The following is a 21,012-nucleotide window of genomic DNA, read 5'->3' on the forward strand; positions in this document are numbered from 1 at the left end:
CCTTAACCTGTCACACGAGTCGGTACAGGCTTGGTCGAATCATTCTTGGTATACCACGGCATCAACAGGAAGAAGCCGAAGTAAACGAAGGACAAGATCTGCGCGATGATGGTGCGGGTGTCTGTCGATGGCAATGCACCGAGGATGCCCAGACCGACGAAGGCAATCACGAACAGGAACAGCGCAATCTTGAATTTCGGGCCACGGTAGCGGATCGACTTCACCGGGCTACGATCCAGCCAGGGTAGGAAGGCAATGATCACGACTGCCGCACCCATGGCCAGCACCCCCCAGACTTGCGTACCCAGGAATGACGGTACGGCACGCAAAATGGCGTAGAACGGGGTGAAGTACCAGACCGGCGCGATGTGTGGCGGGGTCTTCAATGGGTCGGCTGGAATGAAGTTGTTGTCTTCCAGGAAGTAGCCACCCATGGTCGGCAGGAAGAAGACGATGGCACTGAATACGACGAGGAAAACAGCGACGCCGAAGATATCCTTCACCGAGTAGTAAGGGTGGGAGTGGATGCCATCCAGTGGCAGACCGGTTTTGGGGTCTTTGGGTTGCTTCTTGATCTCGATGCCGTCCGGGTTGTTGGAGCCGACTTCGTGCAATGCAACCAAGTGGGCAACGATCAGCAGCAGCAGTACCAGCGGAACGGCAATCACGTGCAAGGCGAAGAAGCGGTTCAGTGTTGCATCGGAGACGACGAAATCGCCACGGATGAATACCGCCAGGTCTGGTCCGATCACCGGGATCGATGCAAACAGGTTCACGATCACCTGTGCACCCCAGAATGACATCTGTCCCCAAGGCAGCAGGTAGCCCAGGAAGGCTTCGGCCATCAGGCACAGGAAGATCAGCATGCCAAAGATCCAGACCAGCTCACGCGGTTGTCGGAACGAGCCATACAGCAGGCCACGGAACATGTGCAGGTAGACCACCACGAAGAACATCGATGCGCCAGTGGAGTGCATGTACCGGATGATCCAGCCACCAGATACATCACGCATGATGTATTCGACTGAGGCAAACGCCAAGTTTGCATCAGGTTTGTAGTTCATCGTCAGGAAGATGCCGGTGACGATCTGGATGACCAGTACCAGCATGGCCAGGGAGCCAAAGTAGTACCAGAAGTTGAAGTTCTTGGGTGCAACATATTTACCCCATTGCTCCTCCCACATTTTGGTGAGCGGAAAACGGGCGTCGATCCAGTCGATCAGTTTTTGAGAGTTTGCCACGGAATGCTCCCTTATTTGTCTTCACCGATCAGGACACGGGTGTCGCTGAGGTATTTATGCGGCGGGACGATGAGGTTGGTCGGCGCGGGAACCCCTTTGTACACGCGACCGGCCAGATCGAACTTCGAGCCATGACAGGGGCAGTAGAAACCACCCATCCAGTCGGCTCCCAGATCGGCTGGTGCCAGATCCGGACGGTGGGTTGGCGAACAGCCAAGGTGGGTACAGATCCCGACCGCGATCCACACATCGGGCTTGATGGCACGGGTGGCGTTCTTGGCGTATTCCGGCTGCTGGTCGGCTTCTGACTTGGGATCAGCCAGCTTGTCGTCCAGCTTGGCCAGATTGGCGATCTGTTCTTTGGTGCGGGAAAGAATCCACACCGGCTTACCGCGCCATTCCACGTTGATTTTCTGGCCGGATTCGAGCTTGCTGATGTCCACTTCCACCGGTGCCCCGGCAGCCTTGGCTCGTTCACTTGGCGCGAAAGTCAGCACGAATGGCGTCGCCACGCCACCCACCGCGACGGCCCCGGCTGCACCGGTAGCCGCAACGAGGAAGCGGCGTTTGCTGTTATCGACTTGAGTATCGCTCATCGTTGATCCCTGTTATTTTGGAAACCATGACCCTGGGTTTGTTGACGTTAATTTTGCGATCCGGCCTGCAATTGACCCCATATGGGGCAGTTTCCGGCGATGGCTACGCGCCGAAGGCCAAGCATGCGGGATGGCAAAACTAACGCCAGCGAAACCCTAAACCATCCGATTTTACCCGATATCGGAAAGTGGGTAAAACCCGATGGCGGGTCTGTGCGTTGCCGGGCCTTGTATGCCTTGATCTGGATCAGATTATGCAGGGTTGTCGATGTCGATGAAGTGATGTGTCAGCCCGAATTCACCCGCCAGATAGCGGCCCAATGCCTCGATGCCATAGCGTTCGGTGGCGTGGTGACCGGCAGCAATGAATGCGACGCCGGCTTCCCGGGCAGTATGGACGACTGCTTCGGAGATTTCACCGGTGATATAGGCATCAACACCTTGTGCAATGGCATCGTTGAAGTAGCTTTGCGCGCCACCCGTGCACCAGGCTACGCGGCGGACTGCCTGGGTCGGGTCACCGATGATCAGAGGTGGGCGACCGAGTTGCTGGGCGATGTGGTCGGCAAAGATCGAAAGGGGCAGGGTGTCAGATAATACGCCGACAGCGCCCAGATTTTGTTCACCGAAGTTGCCGTCCGCCATCAGTCCGAGTTTTTGCGCGAGTTGTGCGTTGTTGCCGAGTGTCGGGTGGGCGTCCAACGGCAGGTGATAGCCAAACAGATTCAGGTCGTTGGCCAGTAAAAGCCCGATGCGTTGACGTTTGATGCCGACGATCCGGGCGTCCTCGTTTTTCCAGAAGAAGCCATGATGGACCAGGATGGCATCGGCTTTCAGATCAAGTGCGGCTTCGATCAGTGCGCGGTTGGCAGTGACGCCGGTCACGATGGTTTCGATCTGTTCACGGCCTTCGACTTGCAATCCATTGGGAGCGTTGTCTTTGAATCGGGCGAGGTCGAGCAGCTGGTGGAGATGGCGTTCGAGTTCTGGGCGGGTGATCATGTGGACGGTCTCGGTAGGAGAAATGCCGGAATTGTCGCACATCATCGAGTGCCAGGTTTTGTCGGCATCATGTCAACCCAACCTGGTCGGTGTGGAGAGCGCACCAACTGCCGCTTCATGGTTGGATGAAGCGGCAGTGTGGTCATCGCTGGGTCGCTGCTTCGACTTCCTCGATTGTTCTGGGGATGGGGTCGCCCAGAACACGTGAGCCAGTGTCGGTGATCAGCACATCGTCTTCGATCCGGATACCGCCAAAATTGCGGAAGGCGTCGAAGGCTGCATAGTCGATGAGATGAGTGAATCGGCCCTCTGCGCGCCAGCGGTCGATCAAGGCTGGAATGAAGTAGATGCCCGGCTCGATGGTCACCACCCAGCCTGCCCGGACAGGGCGGGCCAGGCGCAGTGATTTCCGCCCGAAATCGCGGCTGCGCTCATATCCTTCGCCGTAGCCGACCCAGTCTTCGTTCAGTGCTTCCATGTCGTGGACATCCAGGCCCATCAGGTGCCCCAGGCCGTGCGGGAAGATCAGGGCAAAGGCGCCGGTGCGGATGATTTCATCGGTGTCGCCTTTGAACAGCCCAAACTGTTTCAGACCATCGACCAGAATCCCTGCTGCCAGCTCATAGACTTGCAGATAGGGTACACCGGGCTTCAGTGCGTCGATTGCAGCCAGCTGGGCATTCAGCACGGTCTGATAGATGGCGCGCTGGCGTTCGTCAAAGCGCCCGCCGACTGGAATGGTGCGGGTGATGTCGCTGGCGTAGTGCATGGGGCTTTCCGCACCACTGTCATTCAACAACAGGTCGCCTGCACGTAGGGTGTTGTGGTGGTAGTGGTTATGTAGCACCTCGCCTCGCTTGCTCAGAATGGGGGCGTAGGACTGACGGCAGCCGTGTGACCAAGCGTAGCCCTCCATGGCGCCGACAATGGCTTGCTCTGTGGCACCGGGTTGCGCCATGCGCATGGCGATCAGGTGCATTTCTTTGGTGATCGACAGCACTTGCTCGATATTCGCGATCTCGGCAGCGCTCTTGACGGCGCGGATGTCGATGATGGCTTTGCAGGCGCTTGGGCTGGTCAGGTTGTCGAGCTCAGCCAAGCTGATGCCGATCCACTCGCTGAGGCGGATGCGATTCTGTGCGCGATATTGCGGTGGCAGGTGTAAGGTGCGGCCAGCTTGCCGGGCTTGGCGCAGTACGCTGGCAATATCGCCCAATGGAGCGGTGCGTGTGACCCCGACGCGGTCAGCCTGCTCGGCCAGCGATGGCAGCGGGCCTGTCCAGACGATGGCGTCCAGGCTCGGGTCGTCACCAAACAGGGTGGTTTCACCTGTGTCGAGGTCGATGATGCCGACCAGGTCGGGCAGGTCGATACCGAAAAAGTAGAGAAAGCTACTGTCCTGCCGGAACGGCTGGATGTTATCAGTGTAGTTGCCAGGGTTGTCGCCATTGCCAGGAATGATCAGCAAACCGTTGCTGACCTGTTTGCTCAGGGCTTCGCGGCGCTGAATATAGGTCGTTCGTTCAAACATGATGGATTCTGCCCACGTGATCAGTCATGAATCATTGCGGAGTACCACATCGGCATGCGCCCACCGCCATCGAGATGGCTGTAGTTGAGCGCATGCCGCTGAGGTCATTGCTGGCTCAATTGGCCGTCGATCAAGCGCCACAGCTTGAGCGGGTTGCCATCCTGCAGCGCGGTCGGCAACAGCGCGGCAGGGAAGTTCTGATAGCAGACCGGGCGCGCGAAGCGGTGAATGGCCATGGTGCCCACCGATGTGCTACGTCCGTCGGATGATGCCGGGAATGGCCCGCCATGAACCATTGCATGGCTGACTTCGACGCCAGTCGGGAAGCCGCCAAACAGCAGGCGCCCAGACTTGCGGCGCAACGACTGCACCAGCTCCGGCCAGTTGGCCAGCTCGCTTTCGGTGGCGTGCAGAGTGGCAGTCAGCTGGCCTTCCAGCGCGGAGACAGCGTCGAGCAGGCTGGCTTGATCGGGGCAGCGGATCACCAACGTCGAGGGGCCGAACACCTCATCTCTCAGCAACGGCTGGCCGCACCAGTGTGCCGCATCGGTCACCATCAAGGCGGGGCGGGCTTTGCAGCCTTCGCCGGTTTCACTCAAGCGGGCATCGATGCCTTGCTGGGCGCCTTGGATACGGATGCCGGCATGGTAAGCCCGCGCAATGCCAGGGTTCAGCATCACACCGGGCTGGATGTCGCTCAGGGCGGCTTCCAGTGTGGTGAGGAAGCGATCCAGCGCTGGGCTGTCGATGGCCAGGATTACGCTCGGGCAGGTGCAGAATTGACCGGTGCCCATCGTCACGGAGGCCGCCAAGCCCTTGGCAAGCGCTTCAGTCTGGGTATCCAGCGCACCCGGCAGCATCACCATCGGGTTGAGGCTGCCCATCTCAGCATAAACTGGGATCGGCTGGGGGCGTGCAGCGGCAATGTCCATCAACGCCTTGCCACCACTGTATGATCCGGTGAAACCGACGGCCTTGACGTGGGGGTGCTTGACGAGCGCCGAGCCGACCGTGCTGCCGTCACCAAAGATCAGGGAGAACACGCCTTCGGGCAAGCCTTCAGCCTGGACGGCGGCCTGCACGACACGGCCAACCAATTCCGACACGCCAGGGTGCGCCGAGTGGGCCTTGACGATAACAGGGCACCCAGCCGCCAGCGCTGCAGCAGTATCACCACCGGCAACGGAGAAGGCGAGTGGGAAGTTGCTGGCACCGAAGACGACAACGGGGCCCAAAGGCTGCCACATGGAGCGCAGATCAGGCTTGGGGAGTGGCTGGCGTTGTGGATCGGCGCGATCGATCCGGGCATCGACCCAGTGGCCTTGTTCGGCCAGGTCGGCAAATAAGCGCAGCTGCAAGCAGGTGCGCCCCAGCTCACCCCGCGCCCGTGCCTCTGGCAGGCCGGTTTCCTGAGGCATGCGCTCGGCCAGCTGATCAGCGATGCCCTCCAGGCCGGTGGCGATGCGGCGCAGCAGTGCTGCACGGGTTTGGCCGCTGCTGCTGGCAAAGCTGCTGAAGGCCTGCTCCGCCAGGTTGGCTGCGGCATCGACTTCTTGTTGGGTCGCACAGCGGAAGGCAGGTTGCAGGCGCTCACCTGTCGCAGGATTGAGGGCGTGGAATTCGGCCCCGCTGGCGGTTCCTGTTTGTGCGCCGATCAGGGATCGGCCTTGCAATTCGATCATCTGTTGACCTCTTGAATGAGCCAAAGGCAGCACATGGCTGCCTTGAATTGAATATGACGGTCGCGCTGACTGCCTTGAGACATCCGACCCATACTGAAACGGGGCCAATACCGATGTCGGTCTGCATGGTCACCACTCGCCATCAAGCTGAAACAACCGTGTCGATGATGCTTGGGTGCGGTACGGTCAGTGCTGTTTCATGGCCATGCCGCAAGCCGCACACATGAGTCATGATGTAGCGCGGCTTGCAGCAATGGTTGTGGCCATGAAATCAAGCCACCAGAACCCGTATGGCAGGACTTAGATGGCAGGGCGGTTTTGCAGCGCGGTGTCAATGACAGCCTGTGCTGCGGCCAGTTCGTCGCCAACCACTTCCAGACGAGGCGGACGGACACGGCTGTTGCCCCAGCCCAGGCGCTCTTGCGTCAGTTTGATCAGCTGAACGAACTTGGGCACGGTATCCAGGCGCAGCAGCGGCAGGAACCAGGCATACAGCTTGGCAGCAGCTTGCCAGTCGCCTGCCATGGCCAGATCATACAGTTTCACAGACTCGTGCGGGAAGGCATTGACCAGACCGGCAATCCAGAATTCCGCACCTGCGGCAACGCCCTCGACCAGGCAGTCATCCACGCCCACGCCCAGGGTCACGCGATCACCCAGCAGCGCCTTGATAGCGGTGACGCGGCGCGCATCGGTGGAGGATTCCTTCACCGCCGCCACGTTTTCGAATTCGTTGGCCAGTTCTTGGATCTGGCTGGGTTGGAAGTCGGTGCGGTAGGCAACTGGGTTGTTGTAGACGATGCAAGGCAGCTTGGTGGCTTGGATGACAGCGGCAACGTGGGCCTTCATTTCGCGCCAGTCGGTGCTGTAAACATAGGGTGGCAATACCATCAGGCCCTGTGCGCCTTCGGCCTCGGCAGCCTGGGCCAGCTTCACGGCTTCTGCGGTGGACAGCGAAGCAATACCAGGAACGACCGGAACATTGGTCTTGGTGGCCAGGGTACGGATGATGGCGAGTTTTTCATCGAAGGTGAGCGTGGCGCTTTCACCCAGCGACCCGCAGGGGATCAGGGCTGTACAACCCGCTTCGATTTGCCATTTGGCATGCTCGACCAGCATGGCATGATCGATGCTCAGATCAGCATTGAAAGGTGTGGTGATGGCAGGCATGACGCCTTTGAAACGCAAGCTCATGAGATTCCTTCAGTTTCTGGTTGTGGGCGGTCGGCCAGGGCAGCCAATGTGGCCAACTTGGCAGGGAAAACAGGGGGGCGTAGGCCAGGAGATGCCCAGCCCAACACTTGTTGACAGATGGCGCCACAGGTGCGGCCTTGACAGGCGCCCATTCCGCAGCGGGTCTGCAATTTCGCTTCGCGCCAGTCTTCAAACCCGGCAAGCGCTTGCAAGCTGACGTCTTCGCAACGGCAGATCAAGGTGTCGGGTTTGGCCAGCGCCATCAAAGCAGGGTTGAGTGCGAAACACTCGGCCAATAATTGGCTGAATCGATGATGTGATTTCCAATGCTGCAGTTTGACCTGGGAAACTGGCAGGGCCAGCGCAGCACAGGCTGCCATGTGGCCTTCCACCCAGGCTTTGTCCACGCCACCGATACCGGTGACTTCCCCGGCAGCATAGACACCGGGGCAGGTGGTGCGCAGGTTGGAATCGACCTTGACGGCTTCTCCCGTCAGTTCGCAGCCCAATAGTTGAGCTGCATCGGTGTTTGGAATCAAGCCATAACCGATGGCCAGGTGGTCACAGGCAATGGTTTTCGTCTGGTTGCCCGATTTGATCTCGATGGCTTCCAGCTTGGATGTGCCATGGGCCGCCACCACATGGCTGTCGGCTCGATAGCGGCCAAGGAACTGGCTGCCCAGCAGTAAGGCTTGCCAGGCTTTCCCTGGCCAGTTCGGCAGTTGTAGGGTGAACCGACGTAGCGATGCTTGGCTGGCTTGCTCCAAGATATGGGTGACCTGTCCACCAGCCTGTTGAACAGTACGTGCACTGGCCAGCAGCAGCGGCCCGCTGCCTGCGACGACCACGCGCTGCCCCTGAATCGGCCAACCACCTTTGACTAGTGCCTGTAGGCCGCCTGCACCGGTTACGCCGGGCAGTGTCCAACCAGGGAAGGGCAGATGCCGTTCTCTCGCGCCATTGGCGAGGATGACCCGATCCGCATGGATGCAGACCGGCCCAGCAGGGCCTTCCAGCAAAAGGGCGTGCGCACGATGGCTGGGTGCGAGTGCAGCCACCAGTGTATGTTGAGCGAGGCGGACGCCGTCAGAATGTGCCAGGCTCTGCATGGCGGCATGTGCGCGGCTGTCTGATTGCAGACCACCACGCCAGATCTGCCCGCCGGGCTGCGCCTGATTGTCAACCAGACATACCGTGCGATTGGCCTCGATGGCTACGCTGGCTGCGGCCAGGCCTGCCGGCCCAGAGCCGATGATGGCCAGCTCAGTTTGAATCTCACGCATCGCAATGGATCTCCATGCCGTCCTCCGCCCATACCTGACAGGCGCGTTGGTGTGGGAGGCCATTGATGGTCACGCGGCATTCAAAGCACATCCCCATGCCGCAGAAGGCCTGTCTTGGCTCGTGCAGGCGTGAGGATTGGCGACAGGCGGCCTGTTTGCTCATCGCCAGCGCTGCTGCGACAGTCATCGGTGCTACTGTAGCAAGCTCGACTGTTTGGCCATTGATGATCAACTTCATATCAGCAACTCCTCAGCCACAGGTGCGGTTTCGAATCGATCAGGGCGGAATGGGCTGCCATCCAGCGCAGTGGGGATGTCACACAATTGATCCGCCAGCAGCGCTGCGGAAGCCAATGCCGTGGTGATGCCAATCCCTTCATGACCGGTGGCCAACCACACGCTGTCCATTGCGGGCCAGGGGCCCAGCAGCGGCAATTTGTCGGGTGTAGAGGGGCGGAAGCCCGCCCAGGTGCGAATGGCGTTCAAGTTCCGCAAGGCGGGCAGGTAGTCGAATGCAGCATTCAGCATGCGACCCATCAGTGGCCAATCGATTTCAGGTGATGTGTCATCAAAGCTACGCGATGAGCCGATCAGCAGCTGGCCGGTTGCTCGGGGCTGGACATTGAATGCCACAGAGCTGGCCGCGCTGCCGTGGGCTGATTGCAAGTAATCCAGGGCCACCAGCTGGTGGTTGACCATGCCAGGGTAACGCTCTGTGATCACCAACTGACCTTTGCGAGGCTTGAGCGGCAAGCCTGGGAGCAGATGTGCAGAGGCGTTGCCTGCCGCAACCACAATCCGCTCCGCTTGCCAGACGCGCCCTTGCTGCGTGCTGACCCGGTGCGGCCTGATTTCGGTCACCTGCTGTTCACGCAAGACGGCAGCCCCGGCGGTTTTTGCGCAATGCAACAGCCAGTTGACTGCTGCAGGTGGATAGATCACCGCCTCATCCGGGCGCAGCAAAGCCCCGGCCAAGCCCGGCGCCAGGTGTGGCTCACAGGCGTAGAGCTGGTTGGCGGTCAATAACTGGGACTGCAGACCGATGCTCTGATAGAAAGCCTGTTTGCGCTCGGCCTCGGCCATTTCTACCGGATTGCGTGCCAGCCATAGTGTACCTGTGCGACGGAACTCCACCTGCTCTGGCAGTTGCGATTGGCAGGCCAGCCAGCGACTGACACCTTCTCGTGACAGCGCAAGCTCCGCCGGATTGTCATCAAGCACCACCAGATGGCCCATCCCAGCTGCCGAGGTGCCGCCGCCGGGCGTCTGGGCTTCCAGCACCAGTACGTTGAAGCGACGGGCTGCCAGCTCGGCGGCTAGCGCCGCGCCGATGATGCCAGCACCGATGATCAGGATATCGCAGTCCATCAGTCTCGAATGCCCCAGGCAAATGGATCATCGTCCGCCACGATCAGGTGGCTGTCGGCATTGACATAGGCTGTACCGATGATTTCGGGCAGCAGTTGATCACCCTGCCAGACCAGACGACCTTCAAACCGGCTGCCGATCACGCTTTCCTGAATCCAGGTCTCTCCTGGTGCCAAGTGGCCATCGGCATGCAGGCAGGCCAGCTTGGCGCTGGTGCCGGTTCCACATGGCGAGCGATCATAGGCAAGCCCTGGACAGAGTACGAAGTTACGGGCATTGACCTCTGGGTCGGGGCTGGGCCCAACCAGCTCGATATGATCGATTTCCTCGCCGTTCGCGGAAATGCCTTGATCGGTCAGCGCCTGGCGGATCTTGGTGGCGCAATCCATCAGAGCTGGAATCTGCTGGCGGTTGATGGCCAACCCATGGTCTTCAACCAGAAAGAACCAGTTCCCCCCCCACGCGATATCGCCATGCACCGTGCCATAACCCGGCACGGACAAGGGCACCTTGGCAGCCAGCCGGTAGCTGGGGACGTTGCGGATGCGTACACGATGGCCGCCCAGCCACTCGGCTTCTACCTCACCGACGGGTGTTTCCAGCCGGATCACGCCAGGCTGGATGCGCCCAAGGTGGGCCAGCGTCATCACCACGCCAATGGTGCCGTGGCCGCACATGCCCAAATAGCCGACATTATTGAAAAAGATGACGCTGGCTGTGCATAATGGATTGTCTGACTCGCCCAGCAATGCGCCGACGAAGACATCACTGCCGCGTGGCTCGTTGACGACTGCGACCCGATAGGGGTCAAATTGCTGTTGAAAACGATCCCGGCGTGCAGAAATGGGGCCATCACCTAATGGAGGGCCACCTTCGACAATCACACGGGTCGGTTCGCCGCCGGTATGTGAGTCGATTACCCTGATATGTCTGACCATGGTTTGTCCTGTCAAATATGTCTTGAATAGCCGGTTCAATATTTGATTGTCCGCATGGCATCGGGGCGTGTGTACTGCTTGAACTCTTCATGTATTGATCGTACGTGTCGATGATTCGCAGTGCACATCTCTGGCCATTGCCCATGACAGATGTTGAACACGTTTCGGGGCATTTTAGAAAGCTTGATAGAACTGGTCTTGTAAGATTGTCATGCCAACCTAGGACAAAATCGCAAAATGCCTGCTCGACGCGCTGAAATTACTACGCATGACCCAGAAACCGCTCAATGGCGGCACGCTTTCATGTCGCAGCTGGCCTCACCCATGTTCATGGAGGCATTGTTCGACCGCCTGCCGGATATCGTGTTCTCGATCAAAGATCGCGATGGGCGCTATGTCTATATTTCACAAGCCTGTGCTGAGCGGTGTGGGCTGAACAACCGATTGGAGGCGATCGGCAAGACTGCACGCGAGCTGTTTCCGGTCGAGATGGCCGACCGCTACGAAGCGCAGGATGCGGAGTTGTTCCAATCCGGCCAACCAGTGCTCGACAATCTGGATCTGACCTTGCTGGCCGACGGCAAGCCTGGCTGGTGCTTGACCAACAAGGTGCCGCTGCACGACACGCTGGGTGTGGTCATCGGCCTGGCGTGCCTGTCACGTGATCTGCCGGAACCCAGCCGTGCTGGTATGATCGACGCCCCATTCGCCGCTACGATAGACTATATGCGTGCCCATTTTGCCGAGCCGCTCCGCATGGATGATCTGGCAGAGATGGCTGGGCTGAGTGTGGCGCAATTCGAGCGCCGCATGAAAAAGCTGTTCCAATTGTCTGCTGGACAATATTTGTTGAAATGCCGGATCGATGCGGCTGCTTATCGTTTACGGCTGAGTCGTGAGAAAATTGCAGATATTGCGCTTGATTGCGGTTTTTTTGATCAAAGTGCACTTTCTCGACAATTTCGACAATTTGTCGGTTTGAGCCCGCGCCAATATCGAGAGCGGCATGGGGTGGATGTCTAGGCGCTGTTGATACGATTTCATGGCCTCCTGGCGGTGGACCAGGCCCTGTATACAACGACCGCAACCATGATCGATGCAGGCGATAGGCGGTAATGGCATAAGCTTGAAAACCGGTCGGCCCGATGAGCCGAATGGATGGCAGCATAACCTGGCGAGCTGAGTCAGCATGTTGAAACGATTGTGGTTGGTATTTGCTCAAAGCGCCACGGTGGCCATGGCGGTCTGGTTTGTTGTCACATTGGTCAAGCCGGAATGGGTCGGGCGGGGAGCTGCCACACAACAAAAAATCGTCACCGTGCGAGAGGTCGCGCAGCCAGCACCCCCCAGTGGCCCAGTGGCGGGGCCGATTACCTATCGTAAGGCCGCTGCCAAGGCTCAGCCCTCGGTGGTCAATATCTACACCAGCAAGCAGGTCAAGGTGCCACGTCATCCGATGTTCAGCGATCCCACCATTCGTGAGTTTTTCGGTGATCGTGGCATGACCTCGCAGCGGGCGACCAGCCTGGGGTCTGGTGTAATCGTCAGCGCGGAAGGCTATATCGTAACCAATAACCATGTCGTGCAATCAGCCGATGAGATCGAAGTGGCACTGGCTGATGGACGCACCACCAGCGCACAGGTGGTTGGTTCCGATCCGGAGTCCGATCTGGCGGTGATTCGTGTCGATCTGGCCAAGCTGCCTACAGTCACTTTGGCCAATTCCGACCAGGTGTCGGTAGGGGATGTCGTCTTGGCCATCGGCAATCCCTTTGGTGTCGGCCAGACCGTGACCGCAGGAATCGTCAGTGCGCTGGGGCGGACCCAGCTGGGCATCAATACGTTCGAGAATTTCATCCAGACCGATGCCGCCATCAACCCAGGTAATTCCGGCGGCGCGTTGGTCGATATGGCAGGCAACCTGCTGGGCATCAATACGGCGATCTATTCGAAATCCGGCGGTTCGATGGGGATCGGTTTCGCCATTCCAGCCAATTCAGTCAAGCAGATCATGGAGCAGATCATCCATACTGGCAGTGTGACACGGGGCTGGATCGGTATCGAAATGCAACCTATCACCCCCGATCTGGTGGCGACATTCAATCTGCCAGTCAAACGTGGTGTGTTGATCAATGGTGTCGTGCGTAATAGCCCTGCGCACGATGCGGGGATTCTGCCAGGAGATATACTGGTGGCGGTGGCTGGGCAGGCAATCCGTGATGTGCCGAACGCCATCAACCGCATCGCCGCCATCCAGCCTGGGCAAACAGTTGAATTGAGTTTGATCCGTAATGGACAGGCTGTCTCCATTGACGCGGTCGTGGAGCGTCGCCCGCGCTTCAGGACACCGTCGCAATAGATCAGCTCTGATCACCTTGTGCCCTGCCTGCCACGAGATGAGATGGCCCGACTGAAGCCGATCTGCAATGCAGGGAAGCAGATGTGCAGAATCCCGCCTGTGGCGCCAATTCAGCTTGGCCGGCCCTCGTTTCCGAAATTGACCGCAATTCATCTGACCGTTCGATTTGCCCGCCCAACACGGTATAATCGCCGATTGTCTTTTATTCTGGGTGAATATCTTGTCCGATCGCCTGGCAGTATTGCCGCAATATCTATTACCGAAACAGGCTCTGACAACGTTGGCAGGCAAACTGGCTGGATGGCGTGGCGGGAAGCGTACCACTGCAATCATTCGTCACTTCGTTGAGCGCTATCAAGTGGACATGGCTGAAGCAGCCAACCCGGACATTACCAGCTATGCAACCTTCAATGACTTCTTCACGCGCCCACTGAAAGCTGGTGCCCGCCCGCTGGCAGATTCCCCTTTTGTCTGCCCCGTTGATGGCGCGATCAGTCAATTCGGCTCGATTGAGCACAATCAGATTTTCCAAGCCAAAGGCCATCATTACACCACGCAAGCTCTCGTCGGCGGTGATGCCACACTGGCCGCCCAATTTGAGAGTGGTAGCTTTGCAACCCTCTACCTCAGTCCGCGCGATTACCATCGTATCCACATGCCCTGCCGTGGCAGGCTGGTGCGCATGATCTATGTGCCCGGCGCGTTGTTCTCAGTCAACCCAGCCACCGCACGCGGCGTACCCGGCCTGTTTGCCCGGAACGAACGGGTTGTCTGTGTATTTGAAGGTGACCACGGTCCATTTGTCCTGACCCTGGTAGGCGCCACCATCGTAGGCAGCATGGCCACAGCCTGGCACGGCGTGGTCAATCCACCCCGCACAAAAGAAGTGCGCGAATGGCATTACACCGATCAGCAGATCGCCCTGGAAAAAGGCGAAGAAATGGGCCGCTTCCTACTGGGCTCCACAGTTGTCATGCTCTTCCCGAAAAATGCCATGCAATTCAATCCAGATTGGCAACCTGCTAAGCCGGTTCGGATGGGTGAGGTGATGGCTGTTTGATTCAGTTGGCAATTGTGGCGAATTCACTGATTGCAGTCGTAAAGAACTGATCTTTCTTCGAGTGGAAGGTCGGTTCTTTGCTATCGCTGGCAGGGGATCAGCTTGTTTTGTTCTTTTCCCTCTTTCCATCCTTCAAAACGACATTCGACGGCTTGGTATTGCTGGCCGTTGAACTGAAGTTTCTCCTTGATACAACTACTGGCGGTGCAATTGGTCTGGATGAGGTCATATTGCTGATGATGTGTGCTCGACAGTACCTCAAACACATCGCCGATACCTGAGAACAGTACCTGATATTGTGTTTTACCTTTGATGGTCTGTGCATTGATCAACCAGAACCGGAACAGGTGGGCGCCATAAAATGTCTGACAATATGGCGCTAGGGCTGGCCTGACAAAGTACTTTCTTTCTCCTGCCTGGATTGTCGGCAGTGGGGTTGACAGAAACAATCGGGGAAGGGCGCTCTGCGGTAAGGAGAGCTCACCCAGGCAAGCTGCTACCCCTTCTTGATCTGTGTCGTCGGTGGATTTCATGATGGCGCGCATCATGGCGGGTGTGGGGCGCTGGTTTCCCGCTGTCGGCAGGGATTCCGTTGAGCTGGACAAGATGATCTGCACAGGGGCATCAGCGCTGGCTGAGGGCTGGTAGATCACGCAGTGTGCAAGCCATATGCCGACTGTGCTCCATATCCGGCGCCAGTTGGGCGCGTGGGCTGATGACGTGCTTACCATTTGGCCCCCGGGTTTCACGCCAGACCGGATGATCTGTGCTGTGTGATGATAGTAACGGCTGGTGTGAATATTGAATGATGGGTTCAGCTCAGCAAGGTAATGACCTGTTTCAGTATCTGCTGTATACGTAGTGGTAGCTCGCCGGGATTGGCAATGGGTTGGATGAAATAGTCATCAACGTTGCCGACGATGCCTTCGTACATGTCGTCCAATTCGAGCCGCGTCTGGAGTAGGGTGATCAGGTTGTCGCCCGATTGCGTGGCTAGTGCCTGCTCGGCTGCCATGAGCACTTTGGCCAACAACTGTCGGCGCTTTGGGTGTTGATCCAGTTCGAAATCATCGTCTTCGCCAAGAAAGAAGGATTTCTGGTGATCGTTCCAGCTGCTGAGATACAGCTCTTCACGATAGTCGGCCAGCCAGTCTGGCGGCTCGATACCGCTTTGCAGGTGGTGGATCACTACATATCGCAGTGTCAGTGCCAGGTCATGGGTATCGATGTCCAGGGCGCCAGCAGGGCTGATTAGTTTGGTATGAGGCATGATTGGTCTGTCGAGGCAAATGTCGAAATGGGCTGAGCCTGTGCCAAGTGTAGCGTGCCAGGTCTCAAACAGGCGTTGCGGGAAGTGTCCAATGAGGGCGAGGCTCGGTCGAGCTGCTTTGGATGTCGTTGCTCATTATCCCTCCATGATCTGCTGGCGGCGTTTCTGCAGCAGGCCAGCCACCACAACCCCCAGCTCATACAACAGCCAGAGTGGCACAGCCAGCATCACCTGAGACAAGACATCTGGTGGTGTTACGATGGCGGCCACCACAAAGGCGCCGACGACTACATAAGCACGCGCCTCGCGAAGCTTCTCTACGCTGACAAGGCCGAATTGGGTCAGCAGGATGACAGCGATAGGCACTTCGAATGTCACCCCGAATGCCAGAAACATTCCAAGGACGAAATCAAGATACTTGCTGATGTCAGTCATGACAGCCACCCCCTCAGGGGCGACGGCGTTCATGAAGTGGAAGACCACCGGGAACACCAGGAAATAGGCAAATGCCATGCCGATCAGAAACAAAAGGGTGCTGGCGATGACCAGAGGCAACATCAGCTTCTTCTCGTGATCATATAAACCAGGTGCCACAAAGGCCCAAACCTGGTACAGCGTATTGGGCAGGCTGATCAGGAAGGCCGCCATCAAGGTGACCTTCATCGGAACGAAAAAAGGCGTGGTGACATCCGTGGCAATCATCTGGCCGCCTGCTGGCAGCGATTGCAGCATGGGCATGGCCAGCAGCGCGTAAATCTGCTGTGACCAGTGGAACAGGCCCAGGAAGACCAGGATGATGCCCAGGAAGATCCGCAATAGCCGATCGCGTAGTTCAACCAGGTGGGAGACGAATGATTGGACTTCTTCGTTCATGATGCGGTGTATGGGTGGTCAGGCATGAGTTGAATCGGGCCGCGTCGCCGCGACATGAGGCGGCGGTGGGGCGTGTTCGGGTACGTCTGCAAACAGATCAAGCTGCGATTGATAAAACGCCAGTTTGTCTGGGTCCACTTGGGGGGAGTTGGGGGGCGCCGAGTGAGGTGGTTGTGCAAACAGGTCGTAACTGTATTCGTCCACAGGCTGCATCAGCTCGGGTGCTGGTGCGCGCCCAAGAATGTCATTACGGAGCTGTTGCGAGAACTGGCTTGCATCGCCATCCAGTTGCTGGATCGCCTGTTGACTGGCCTGTACTTCCTGATGGATCGAATGCTCAAACTGCTGGGCGGCCTGGGTGAATTCAGTCTGTACTTTACGTAATTCATCCAGTTCCATTTCGCGCGATACATCGGCTTTGACCTGCGCAACATAGCGCTGTGCCCGACCGACCAGGTGGCCGAGTGTCCGTGCGACCTTGGGTAGTCGCTCCGGGCCAATCACAACCAAGGCTACCACGCCAATGGTGACCATTTCGCCAAAGCTGACGTCAAACAAGATGGCTCCTGAATCGGTGAAAGTGGGGTGAGGACAGCGTGGAAACGCACTACCAAGTCAAGGCAGACGGCATTGGCTTATCTGCGGAGTGGCCAAGCCTGAGCCTGGGATGGTGACAACAGTAATGGTGCAAGTGCGGGGCGGCAGAACCGCATACGATTGCTGGCGGCCCCTTGCCCATCCGGGCCTTGCATCTACGCTTCCATACTGATCGATCAGCGTTTTTCGCTGTCGGCGTCGATAATGCGGCCCGCTTCCTTTTTGGCATCGTCCGCCTCGTTTTTGGCGCCAGACATGCCATCTTTGAAATTTTTCACCGCAGCACCCAGGTCACCACCCGCGTTACGCAGTTTTTTTGTGCCGAACACCATGACCACGACCAGCAGAACGATCAGCCAGTGCCAAATACTAAATGAACCCATGATTGACTCCTAAGAAAGGGTGGTTGCCTTGGGCAACTCAGCCGTGATGCAGTTTTTCCAATGCGCTGTCGAGCTTGCCACCCGTGCCGCCAAAGACATGCACGTGCAAGTGGAATACAACCTGGCCGCCGCCTCTGCCGGTATTGATCGCTGTGCGGAAGCCGGTGTCCAGCCCTTGTTCACGAGCCAGCTTGGGGGCCAGGCGCAGCATCTTGGCCAGCACCGCATCGTGCTCGTCAGTGCATTCGACAAGCGAATTGACGTGTTGTTTTGGAATCAGCATGAAGTGAACCGGGGCGACGGGGTTGATGTCATGGAAAGCCACAACATCATCGTCCTCATAGAGTTTCCTGGCGGGAATGCTGCCTTCAACAATTTTGCAAAAGATGCAATCGCTCATGCTCTGTCCTTGTCAGTCCTTGGGGCGGGACGCTTTTTCGTCAATGCCGGAAATGCCTTCACGGCGGTGTAGTTCGGCCAGGATGTCATCAGGGCCCAAACCGTGCCACGACAACAGAACCAAGCTGTGAAACCACAGATCAGCGACTTCGCGCACCAAGTGCAATTGGTCGTTGTCTTTGGATGCCATGACGGTTTCGGTGGCTTCTTCACCGATTTTTTTCAGGATGGCATCCTGTCCTTTGTGAAAGAGGCGGGACACATAGGATGACTCTGGATCGGCACCTTTGCGGGATTCCAAGGTCTGGGCCAAGCGATGCAATACTTCTGCGCTGATCATGTGATTGAGCCTGTTCGGTGGCTAAAGCGCTATTGTAAGCGCGGAATGTTAAAAAAGTGTAAAACAACTGTCACGTTGATGTGACAGACCGGGCGCAGACACCACCCACAACGCAGCCATGCCAGCGCTGCACGGCACCGGTGGTGGGGTTGATGATGGCCAAGGTGTGAAGCCAGGGCTGATCAGGTGTTGCGATAGATGTCCTTCGGGTCTTTCAAGACTTCATCGGTGATCACCCATTCATCTCCTTGCAATTTGCGATAGAAACAGCTTTCCCGGCCTGTGTGGCAGGCAATGCCGCCTTGCTGTTCGATGACATAGATGACCACATCCTCGTCGCAGTCCATACGGATCTCGTGAATGCGTTGGTAATGGCCGGAGTCTTCGCCTTTGTGCCAGAGTTTGTTGCGGCTGCGCGACCAGTAGTGGGCAGTGCCTTTTTCAGCGGTCAGGGCCAGTGCCGTGCGGTTGGCATAGGCAAACATCAGGATACGGCCTGTCTGCCAGTCTTGTGCGATGACCGGGATCAAGCCATCGCGATTCCAGCGGATTTCATTCAGCCAGCTCACAGTCTCACCTCGATACCTTGTTGACGCATGTATTCCTTCGCTTGCTGCACCGTGTATTCCCCATAATGGAAAATACTGGCGGCGAGCACAGCGTCGGCATGGCCTAACAGGATACCATCGGTCAGGTGTTGCAGGTTGCCCACGCCGCCCGATGCGATGACTGGAATATCGACCGCATCAGAGACAGCGCGGGTGAGTGGCAGGTTGAAGCCTTGTTTGGTGCCGTCCCGGTCCATGCTGGTCAGCAGAATTTCCCCTGCGCCCAGTGATTGCATCTTTTGTGCCCAGGCGACCGCTTCCAGCCCCGTTGCTTTGCGGCCTCCGTGGGTGAAGACTTCCCAGCGAGGGGCTTCGGGGGTGCCGACATCCTTGGCATCGATGGCGACCACGATACATTGCGAGCCAAAGCGCCCGGCGGCATCTTCCACCAATTGTGGGTTGGTAACAGCTGAGGTGTTGATCGACACTTTGTCTGCACCAGCGTTCAGCAGTCTGCGGATGTCCTCGACCTGCCGGACGCCACCACCGACAGTCAGCGGGATGAACACCTGGGAAGCCACATCCTCGATGATATGCAGGATGATGTCACGTTCATCGGAGCTGGCGGTGATGTCCAGAAAGGTCAGCTCATCTGCGCCTTGGTCGTCGTATCGCTTGGCGATCTCAACCGGATCGCCAGCATCTTGCAGTCCGACAAAGTTGACGCCCTTGACGACTCGACCAGCAGTGACGTCAAGGCAGGGAATGATGCGTTTGGCTAAGGGCATGGTGATTCAATCGTCAGTTAGCGCGGAGTGCTCCGCAATAGACAACAGTTTGATAGAGGAATTCGATCTGCCCCTGTTGCTGATGTGCCGCAAACAAGGCTTGTGCCGCATCGATCATCGGCTGGTAACCAGCTTGGCCGGGGGCCGGTGTATACGAGCTGGAGCGAAGCCGTGCCAACATGCCATCCAGGTCGAACACCTGTTTGTTCGGAAAGCGCTGGCATATCGGAGGCTGGCCGTAGAACGCTGTCAGTCGGTCACCATCCACCTGGGCATGGTTGACTTCGCAATAGTCCGTGCCATGTTCGATCAGCAGGGCTTCATAGGCTTGCAGAAACGGTGTGCTGTCGGTTTCGCGCTCATTCCACATCAGCACGACCTGGCCGGTTGGCTTCAAAATGCGGCGCCATTCCTCGCGGGTGGGGGCAGGGTCGAACCAATGAAAAGCCTGCCCGGCCACGATCAGATCAACGCTGTGCGCTGGCAAGGTGGTGGCCTCGGCAGTGCCATTGATGCTGACAAAGCCACGATGATCATCGAGCTGGGCTTCTGCCGCCTGACGCATGGCTTGGTTGGGCTCCACCCCATACACCGTGTTGGCATGGGCCAACAAAGGCAAGGTGGAGAGCCCGGTGCCAGCGCCGATATCCGCCACATGGCTCGATGGTGCCAGTACGCCAAGCGTGGTCAGCCAGTCGAACACGGCAGCTGGGTAACCGGGCCGGGCGCGGTGATAGTCGCCCACCCGGTTGGAGAAGCGTTCGGTGGATCGATAGGTCATCAGGGACGCAGATCGTCAGCGAGGTTCTGGGCTTCGGTGAAGTCGAGCGTGCCCTCGTAGATGGCGCGACCGGTGATGGCACCCATGATGCCCTCGTCCTCGACATCGCATAGGCGTCTGACGTCTTCCAGGTCGGTGATGCCGCCGCTGGCGATGACTGGTACGTGCAGGTGCTGCGCCAGTTTGACCGTGGCCTCGATATTGACGCCGTTGAGCATGCCATCACGACCGATATCGGTGTAGATGACGGCTTCCACGCCATAGTCCTCAAAGCGTTTGGCCAGATCGACCACATCGTGGCCCGTGATCTTCGACCAGCCATCCACCGCGACTTTACCCTCTTTGGCGTCCAGGCCCACGATGACATGGCCCGGGAACGCATCGCAGGCTTCGTGCAGGAAGCCCGGGCGCTTGACGGCAGCCGTGCCGATGATGACGTAGGACAAGCCCAGGTCGAGATATTGTTCGATGGTTTCGAGATCCCGTATGCCACCACCAAGTTGAACCGGGATTTCATGGTTGATGACGGACAGGATTTCCTTGATTGCATCCAGGTTTTTGGGCTTGCCGGCAAATGCGCCGTTCAGGTCAACCAGGTGCAGTCGTCGTGCGCCTTGCGCCAGCCAGTGTTCGGCCATGGCTGCCGGGTTCTCGGAGAATACCGTGGCATCCTCCATTTCGCCTTGACGCAGGCGTACACATTGTCCGTCTTTGAGGTCGATTGCAGGGATGAGCAACATGATGAAAAGTGCGGTTCAGTAAAGGGTTGATGAATCGGG

At 58.0% G+C, this 21,012-nt stretch carries 24 protein-coding genes; 3 read left to right on the forward strand and 21 right to left on the reverse strand.

The features are described from left to right. Nucleotides 1–2: 2 nt before the first annotated feature. The 10 genes from HNQ59_RS11450 to HNQ59_RS11495 all read right to left on the reverse strand — a co-directional run bounded on the left by HNQ59_RS11450 (nt 3) and on the right by HNQ59_RS11495 (nt 10,835). Nucleotides 3–1,184 carry a cytochrome b gene (locus HNQ59_RS11450; protein WP_221320229.1) on the reverse strand — a complete coding sequence of 394 codons (1,182 nt, stop codon included), beginning with the start codon at nt 1,182–1,184 and terminating at the stop codon, nt 3–5. Between the two features lie 68 nt (nt 1,185–1,252). Next, nucleotides 1,253–1,837 (reverse strand): ubiquinol-cytochrome c reductase iron-sulfur subunit, encoded by a 585-nt coding sequence (gene petA, locus HNQ59_RS11455; protein WP_184039258.1) that lies wholly within the window; start codon nt 1,835–1,837, stop codon nt 1,253–1,255. Between the two features lie 252 nt (nt 1,838–2,089). Next, nucleotides 2,090–2,836 carry a Nif3-like dinuclear metal center hexameric protein gene (locus tag HNQ59_RS11460; protein WP_184039377.1) on the reverse strand — a complete coding sequence of 249 codons (747 nt, stop codon included), beginning with the start codon at nt 2,834–2,836 and terminating at the stop codon, nt 2,090–2,092. Nucleotides 2,837–2,981: 145 nt separating this feature from the next. Continuing rightward, nucleotides 2,982–4,370: an aminopeptidase P family protein gene (locus HNQ59_RS11465; protein WP_184039261.1), complete on the reverse strand. Its 1,389-nt coding sequence runs from the start codon at nt 4,368–4,370 to the stop codon at nt 2,982–2,984. A gap of 104 nt (nt 4,371–4,474) precedes the next feature. Further along, entirely contained in the window at nt 4,475–6,049 is a 1,575-nt protein-coding gene (locus HNQ59_RS11470) for an aldehyde dehydrogenase (NADP(+)) (protein ID WP_425491384.1), read from the reverse strand. Nucleotides 6,050–6,352: 303 nt separating this feature from the next. Next, entirely contained in the window at nt 6,353–7,246 is an 894-nt protein-coding gene (locus HNQ59_RS11475) for a dihydrodipicolinate synthase family protein (RefSeq protein ID WP_184039267.1), read from the reverse strand. Further along, nucleotides 7,243–8,535, reverse strand: a complete 1,293-nt coding sequence (locus HNQ59_RS11480) for an FAD-dependent oxidoreductase (protein ID WP_184039380.1) — start codon at nt 8,533–8,535, stop codon at nt 7,243–7,245. The genes HNQ59_RS11475 and HNQ59_RS11480 overlap by 4 nt, the downstream gene beginning before the upstream one ends. After that, a complete protein-coding gene (locus HNQ59_RS11485) occupies nt 8,522–8,767 on the reverse strand; it encodes a 2Fe-2S iron-sulfur cluster-binding protein (RefSeq protein ID WP_184039268.1) in 246 nt (81 codons plus the stop codon). Before HNQ59_RS11485 ends, HNQ59_RS11480 begins: the two co-directional genes overlap by 14 nt. Beyond that, nucleotides 8,764–9,897 carry an NAD(P)/FAD-dependent oxidoreductase gene (locus HNQ59_RS11490; RefSeq protein WP_184039269.1) on the reverse strand — a complete coding sequence of 378 codons (1,134 nt, stop codon included), beginning with the start codon at nt 9,895–9,897 and terminating at the stop codon, nt 8,764–8,766. The genes HNQ59_RS11485 and HNQ59_RS11490 overlap by 4 nt, the downstream gene beginning before the upstream one ends. After that, complete coding sequence (locus HNQ59_RS11495) at nt 9,897–10,835, reverse strand: proline racemase family protein (protein ID WP_221320227.1); 939 nt, start codon at nt 10,833–10,835, stop codon at nt 9,897–9,899. The genes HNQ59_RS11490 and HNQ59_RS11495 overlap by 1 nt, the downstream gene beginning before the upstream one ends. 237 nt (nt 10,836–11,072) lie before the next feature. On the opposite strand from HNQ59_RS11495, the gene HNQ59_RS11500 reads away from it, so the two are divergent. The 3 genes from HNQ59_RS11500 (at nt 11,073) to asd (ending at nt 14,254) form a co-directional block, all read left to right on the forward strand. Continuing rightward, on the forward strand, nt 11,073–11,858 hold the full coding sequence (locus HNQ59_RS11500; RefSeq protein ID WP_246490965.1) for an AraC family transcriptional regulator: 786 nt from the start codon (nt 11,073–11,075) through the stop codon (nt 11,856–11,858). 166 nt (nt 11,859–12,024) lie between these two features. After that, nucleotides 12,025–13,194 (forward strand): Do family serine endopeptidase, encoded by a 1,170-nt coding sequence (locus HNQ59_RS11505; protein WP_184039270.1) that lies wholly within the window; start codon nt 12,025–12,027, stop codon nt 13,192–13,194. A 220-nt stretch (nt 13,195–13,414) separates the two neighbouring features. Then, nucleotides 13,415–14,254, forward strand: coding sequence for an archaetidylserine decarboxylase (asd, locus tag HNQ59_RS11510; protein WP_184039271.1), 840 nt, complete (start codon nt 13,415–13,417; stop codon nt 14,252–14,254). A gap of 80 nt (nt 14,255–14,334) precedes the next feature. On the opposite strand, the gene HNQ59_RS11515 is transcribed toward asd, so the two are convergent. The 11 genes from HNQ59_RS11515 to hisA all read right to left on the reverse strand — a co-directional run bounded on the left by HNQ59_RS11515 (nt 14,335) and on the right by hisA (nt 20,973). Further along, nucleotides 14,335–14,859, reverse strand: coding sequence for a hypothetical protein (locus HNQ59_RS11515; protein ID WP_184039272.1), 525 nt, complete (start codon nt 14,857–14,859; stop codon nt 14,335–14,337). Nucleotides 14,860–15,068: 209 nt separating this feature from the next. Further along, nucleotides 15,069–15,524, reverse strand: coding sequence for a hypothetical protein (locus tag HNQ59_RS11520; protein WP_184039273.1), 456 nt, complete (start codon nt 15,522–15,524; stop codon nt 15,069–15,071). Between the two features lie 135 nt (nt 15,525–15,659). Beyond that, nucleotides 15,660–16,397, reverse strand: coding sequence for a twin-arginine translocase subunit TatC (tatC, locus tag HNQ59_RS11525; protein WP_184039275.1), 738 nt, complete (start codon nt 16,395–16,397; stop codon nt 15,660–15,662). A gap of 18 nt (nt 16,398–16,415) precedes the next feature. Beyond that, the gene (tatB, locus tag HNQ59_RS11530) at nt 16,416–16,955 is read right to left on the reverse strand and encodes a Sec-independent protein translocase protein TatB (RefSeq protein ID WP_184039277.1); all 540 of its coding nucleotides are present in this window, start codon (nt 16,953–16,955) and stop codon (nt 16,416–16,418) included. A 215-nt stretch (nt 16,956–17,170) separates the two neighbouring features. Beyond that, nucleotides 17,171–17,377: a Sec-independent protein translocase subunit TatA gene (gene tatA, locus HNQ59_RS11535; protein WP_184039280.1), complete on the reverse strand. Its 207-nt coding sequence runs from the start codon at nt 17,375–17,377 to the stop codon at nt 17,171–17,173. 37 nt (nt 17,378–17,414) lie between these two features. After that, nucleotides 17,415–17,777 (reverse strand): histidine triad nucleotide-binding protein, encoded by a 363-nt coding sequence (locus HNQ59_RS11540; RefSeq protein WP_184039283.1) that lies wholly within the window; start codon nt 17,775–17,777, stop codon nt 17,415–17,417. 12 nt (nt 17,778–17,789) lie between these two features. Then, nucleotides 17,790–18,116, reverse strand: coding sequence for a phosphoribosyl-ATP diphosphatase (locus HNQ59_RS11545; RefSeq protein ID WP_184039286.1), 327 nt, complete (start codon nt 18,114–18,116; stop codon nt 17,790–17,792). A gap of 182 nt (nt 18,117–18,298) precedes the next feature. Continuing rightward, entirely contained in the window at nt 18,299–18,685 is a 387-nt protein-coding gene (gene hisI, locus HNQ59_RS11550; RefSeq protein WP_184039289.1) for a phosphoribosyl-AMP cyclohydrolase, read from the reverse strand. Further along, nucleotides 18,682–19,452, reverse strand: a complete 771-nt coding sequence (gene hisF / locus HNQ59_RS11555; RefSeq protein ID WP_184039293.1) for an imidazole glycerol phosphate synthase subunit HisF — start codon at nt 19,450–19,452, stop codon at nt 18,682–18,684. Before hisF ends, hisI begins: the two co-directional genes overlap by 4 nt. 13 nt (nt 19,453–19,465) lie before the next feature. Beyond that, entirely contained in the window at nt 19,466–20,233 is a 768-nt protein-coding gene (locus tag HNQ59_RS11560; RefSeq protein WP_184039296.1) for a class I SAM-dependent methyltransferase, read from the reverse strand. Further along, the gene (hisA, locus tag HNQ59_RS11565) at nt 20,233–20,973 is read right to left on the reverse strand and encodes a 1-(5-phosphoribosyl)-5-[(5-phosphoribosylamino)methylideneamino]imidazole-4-carboxamide isomerase (protein ID WP_184039299.1); all 741 of its coding nucleotides are present in this window, start codon (nt 20,971–20,973) and stop codon (nt 20,233–20,235) included. The genes HNQ59_RS11560 and hisA overlap by 1 nt, the downstream gene beginning before the upstream one ends. Nucleotides 20,974–21,012 lie beyond the last annotated feature (39 nt).

This window comes from Chitinivorax tropicus (assembly GCF_014202905.1).
Lineage (GTDB): Bacteria > Pseudomonadota > Gammaproteobacteria > Burkholderiales > SCOH01 > Chitinivorax > Chitinivorax tropicus.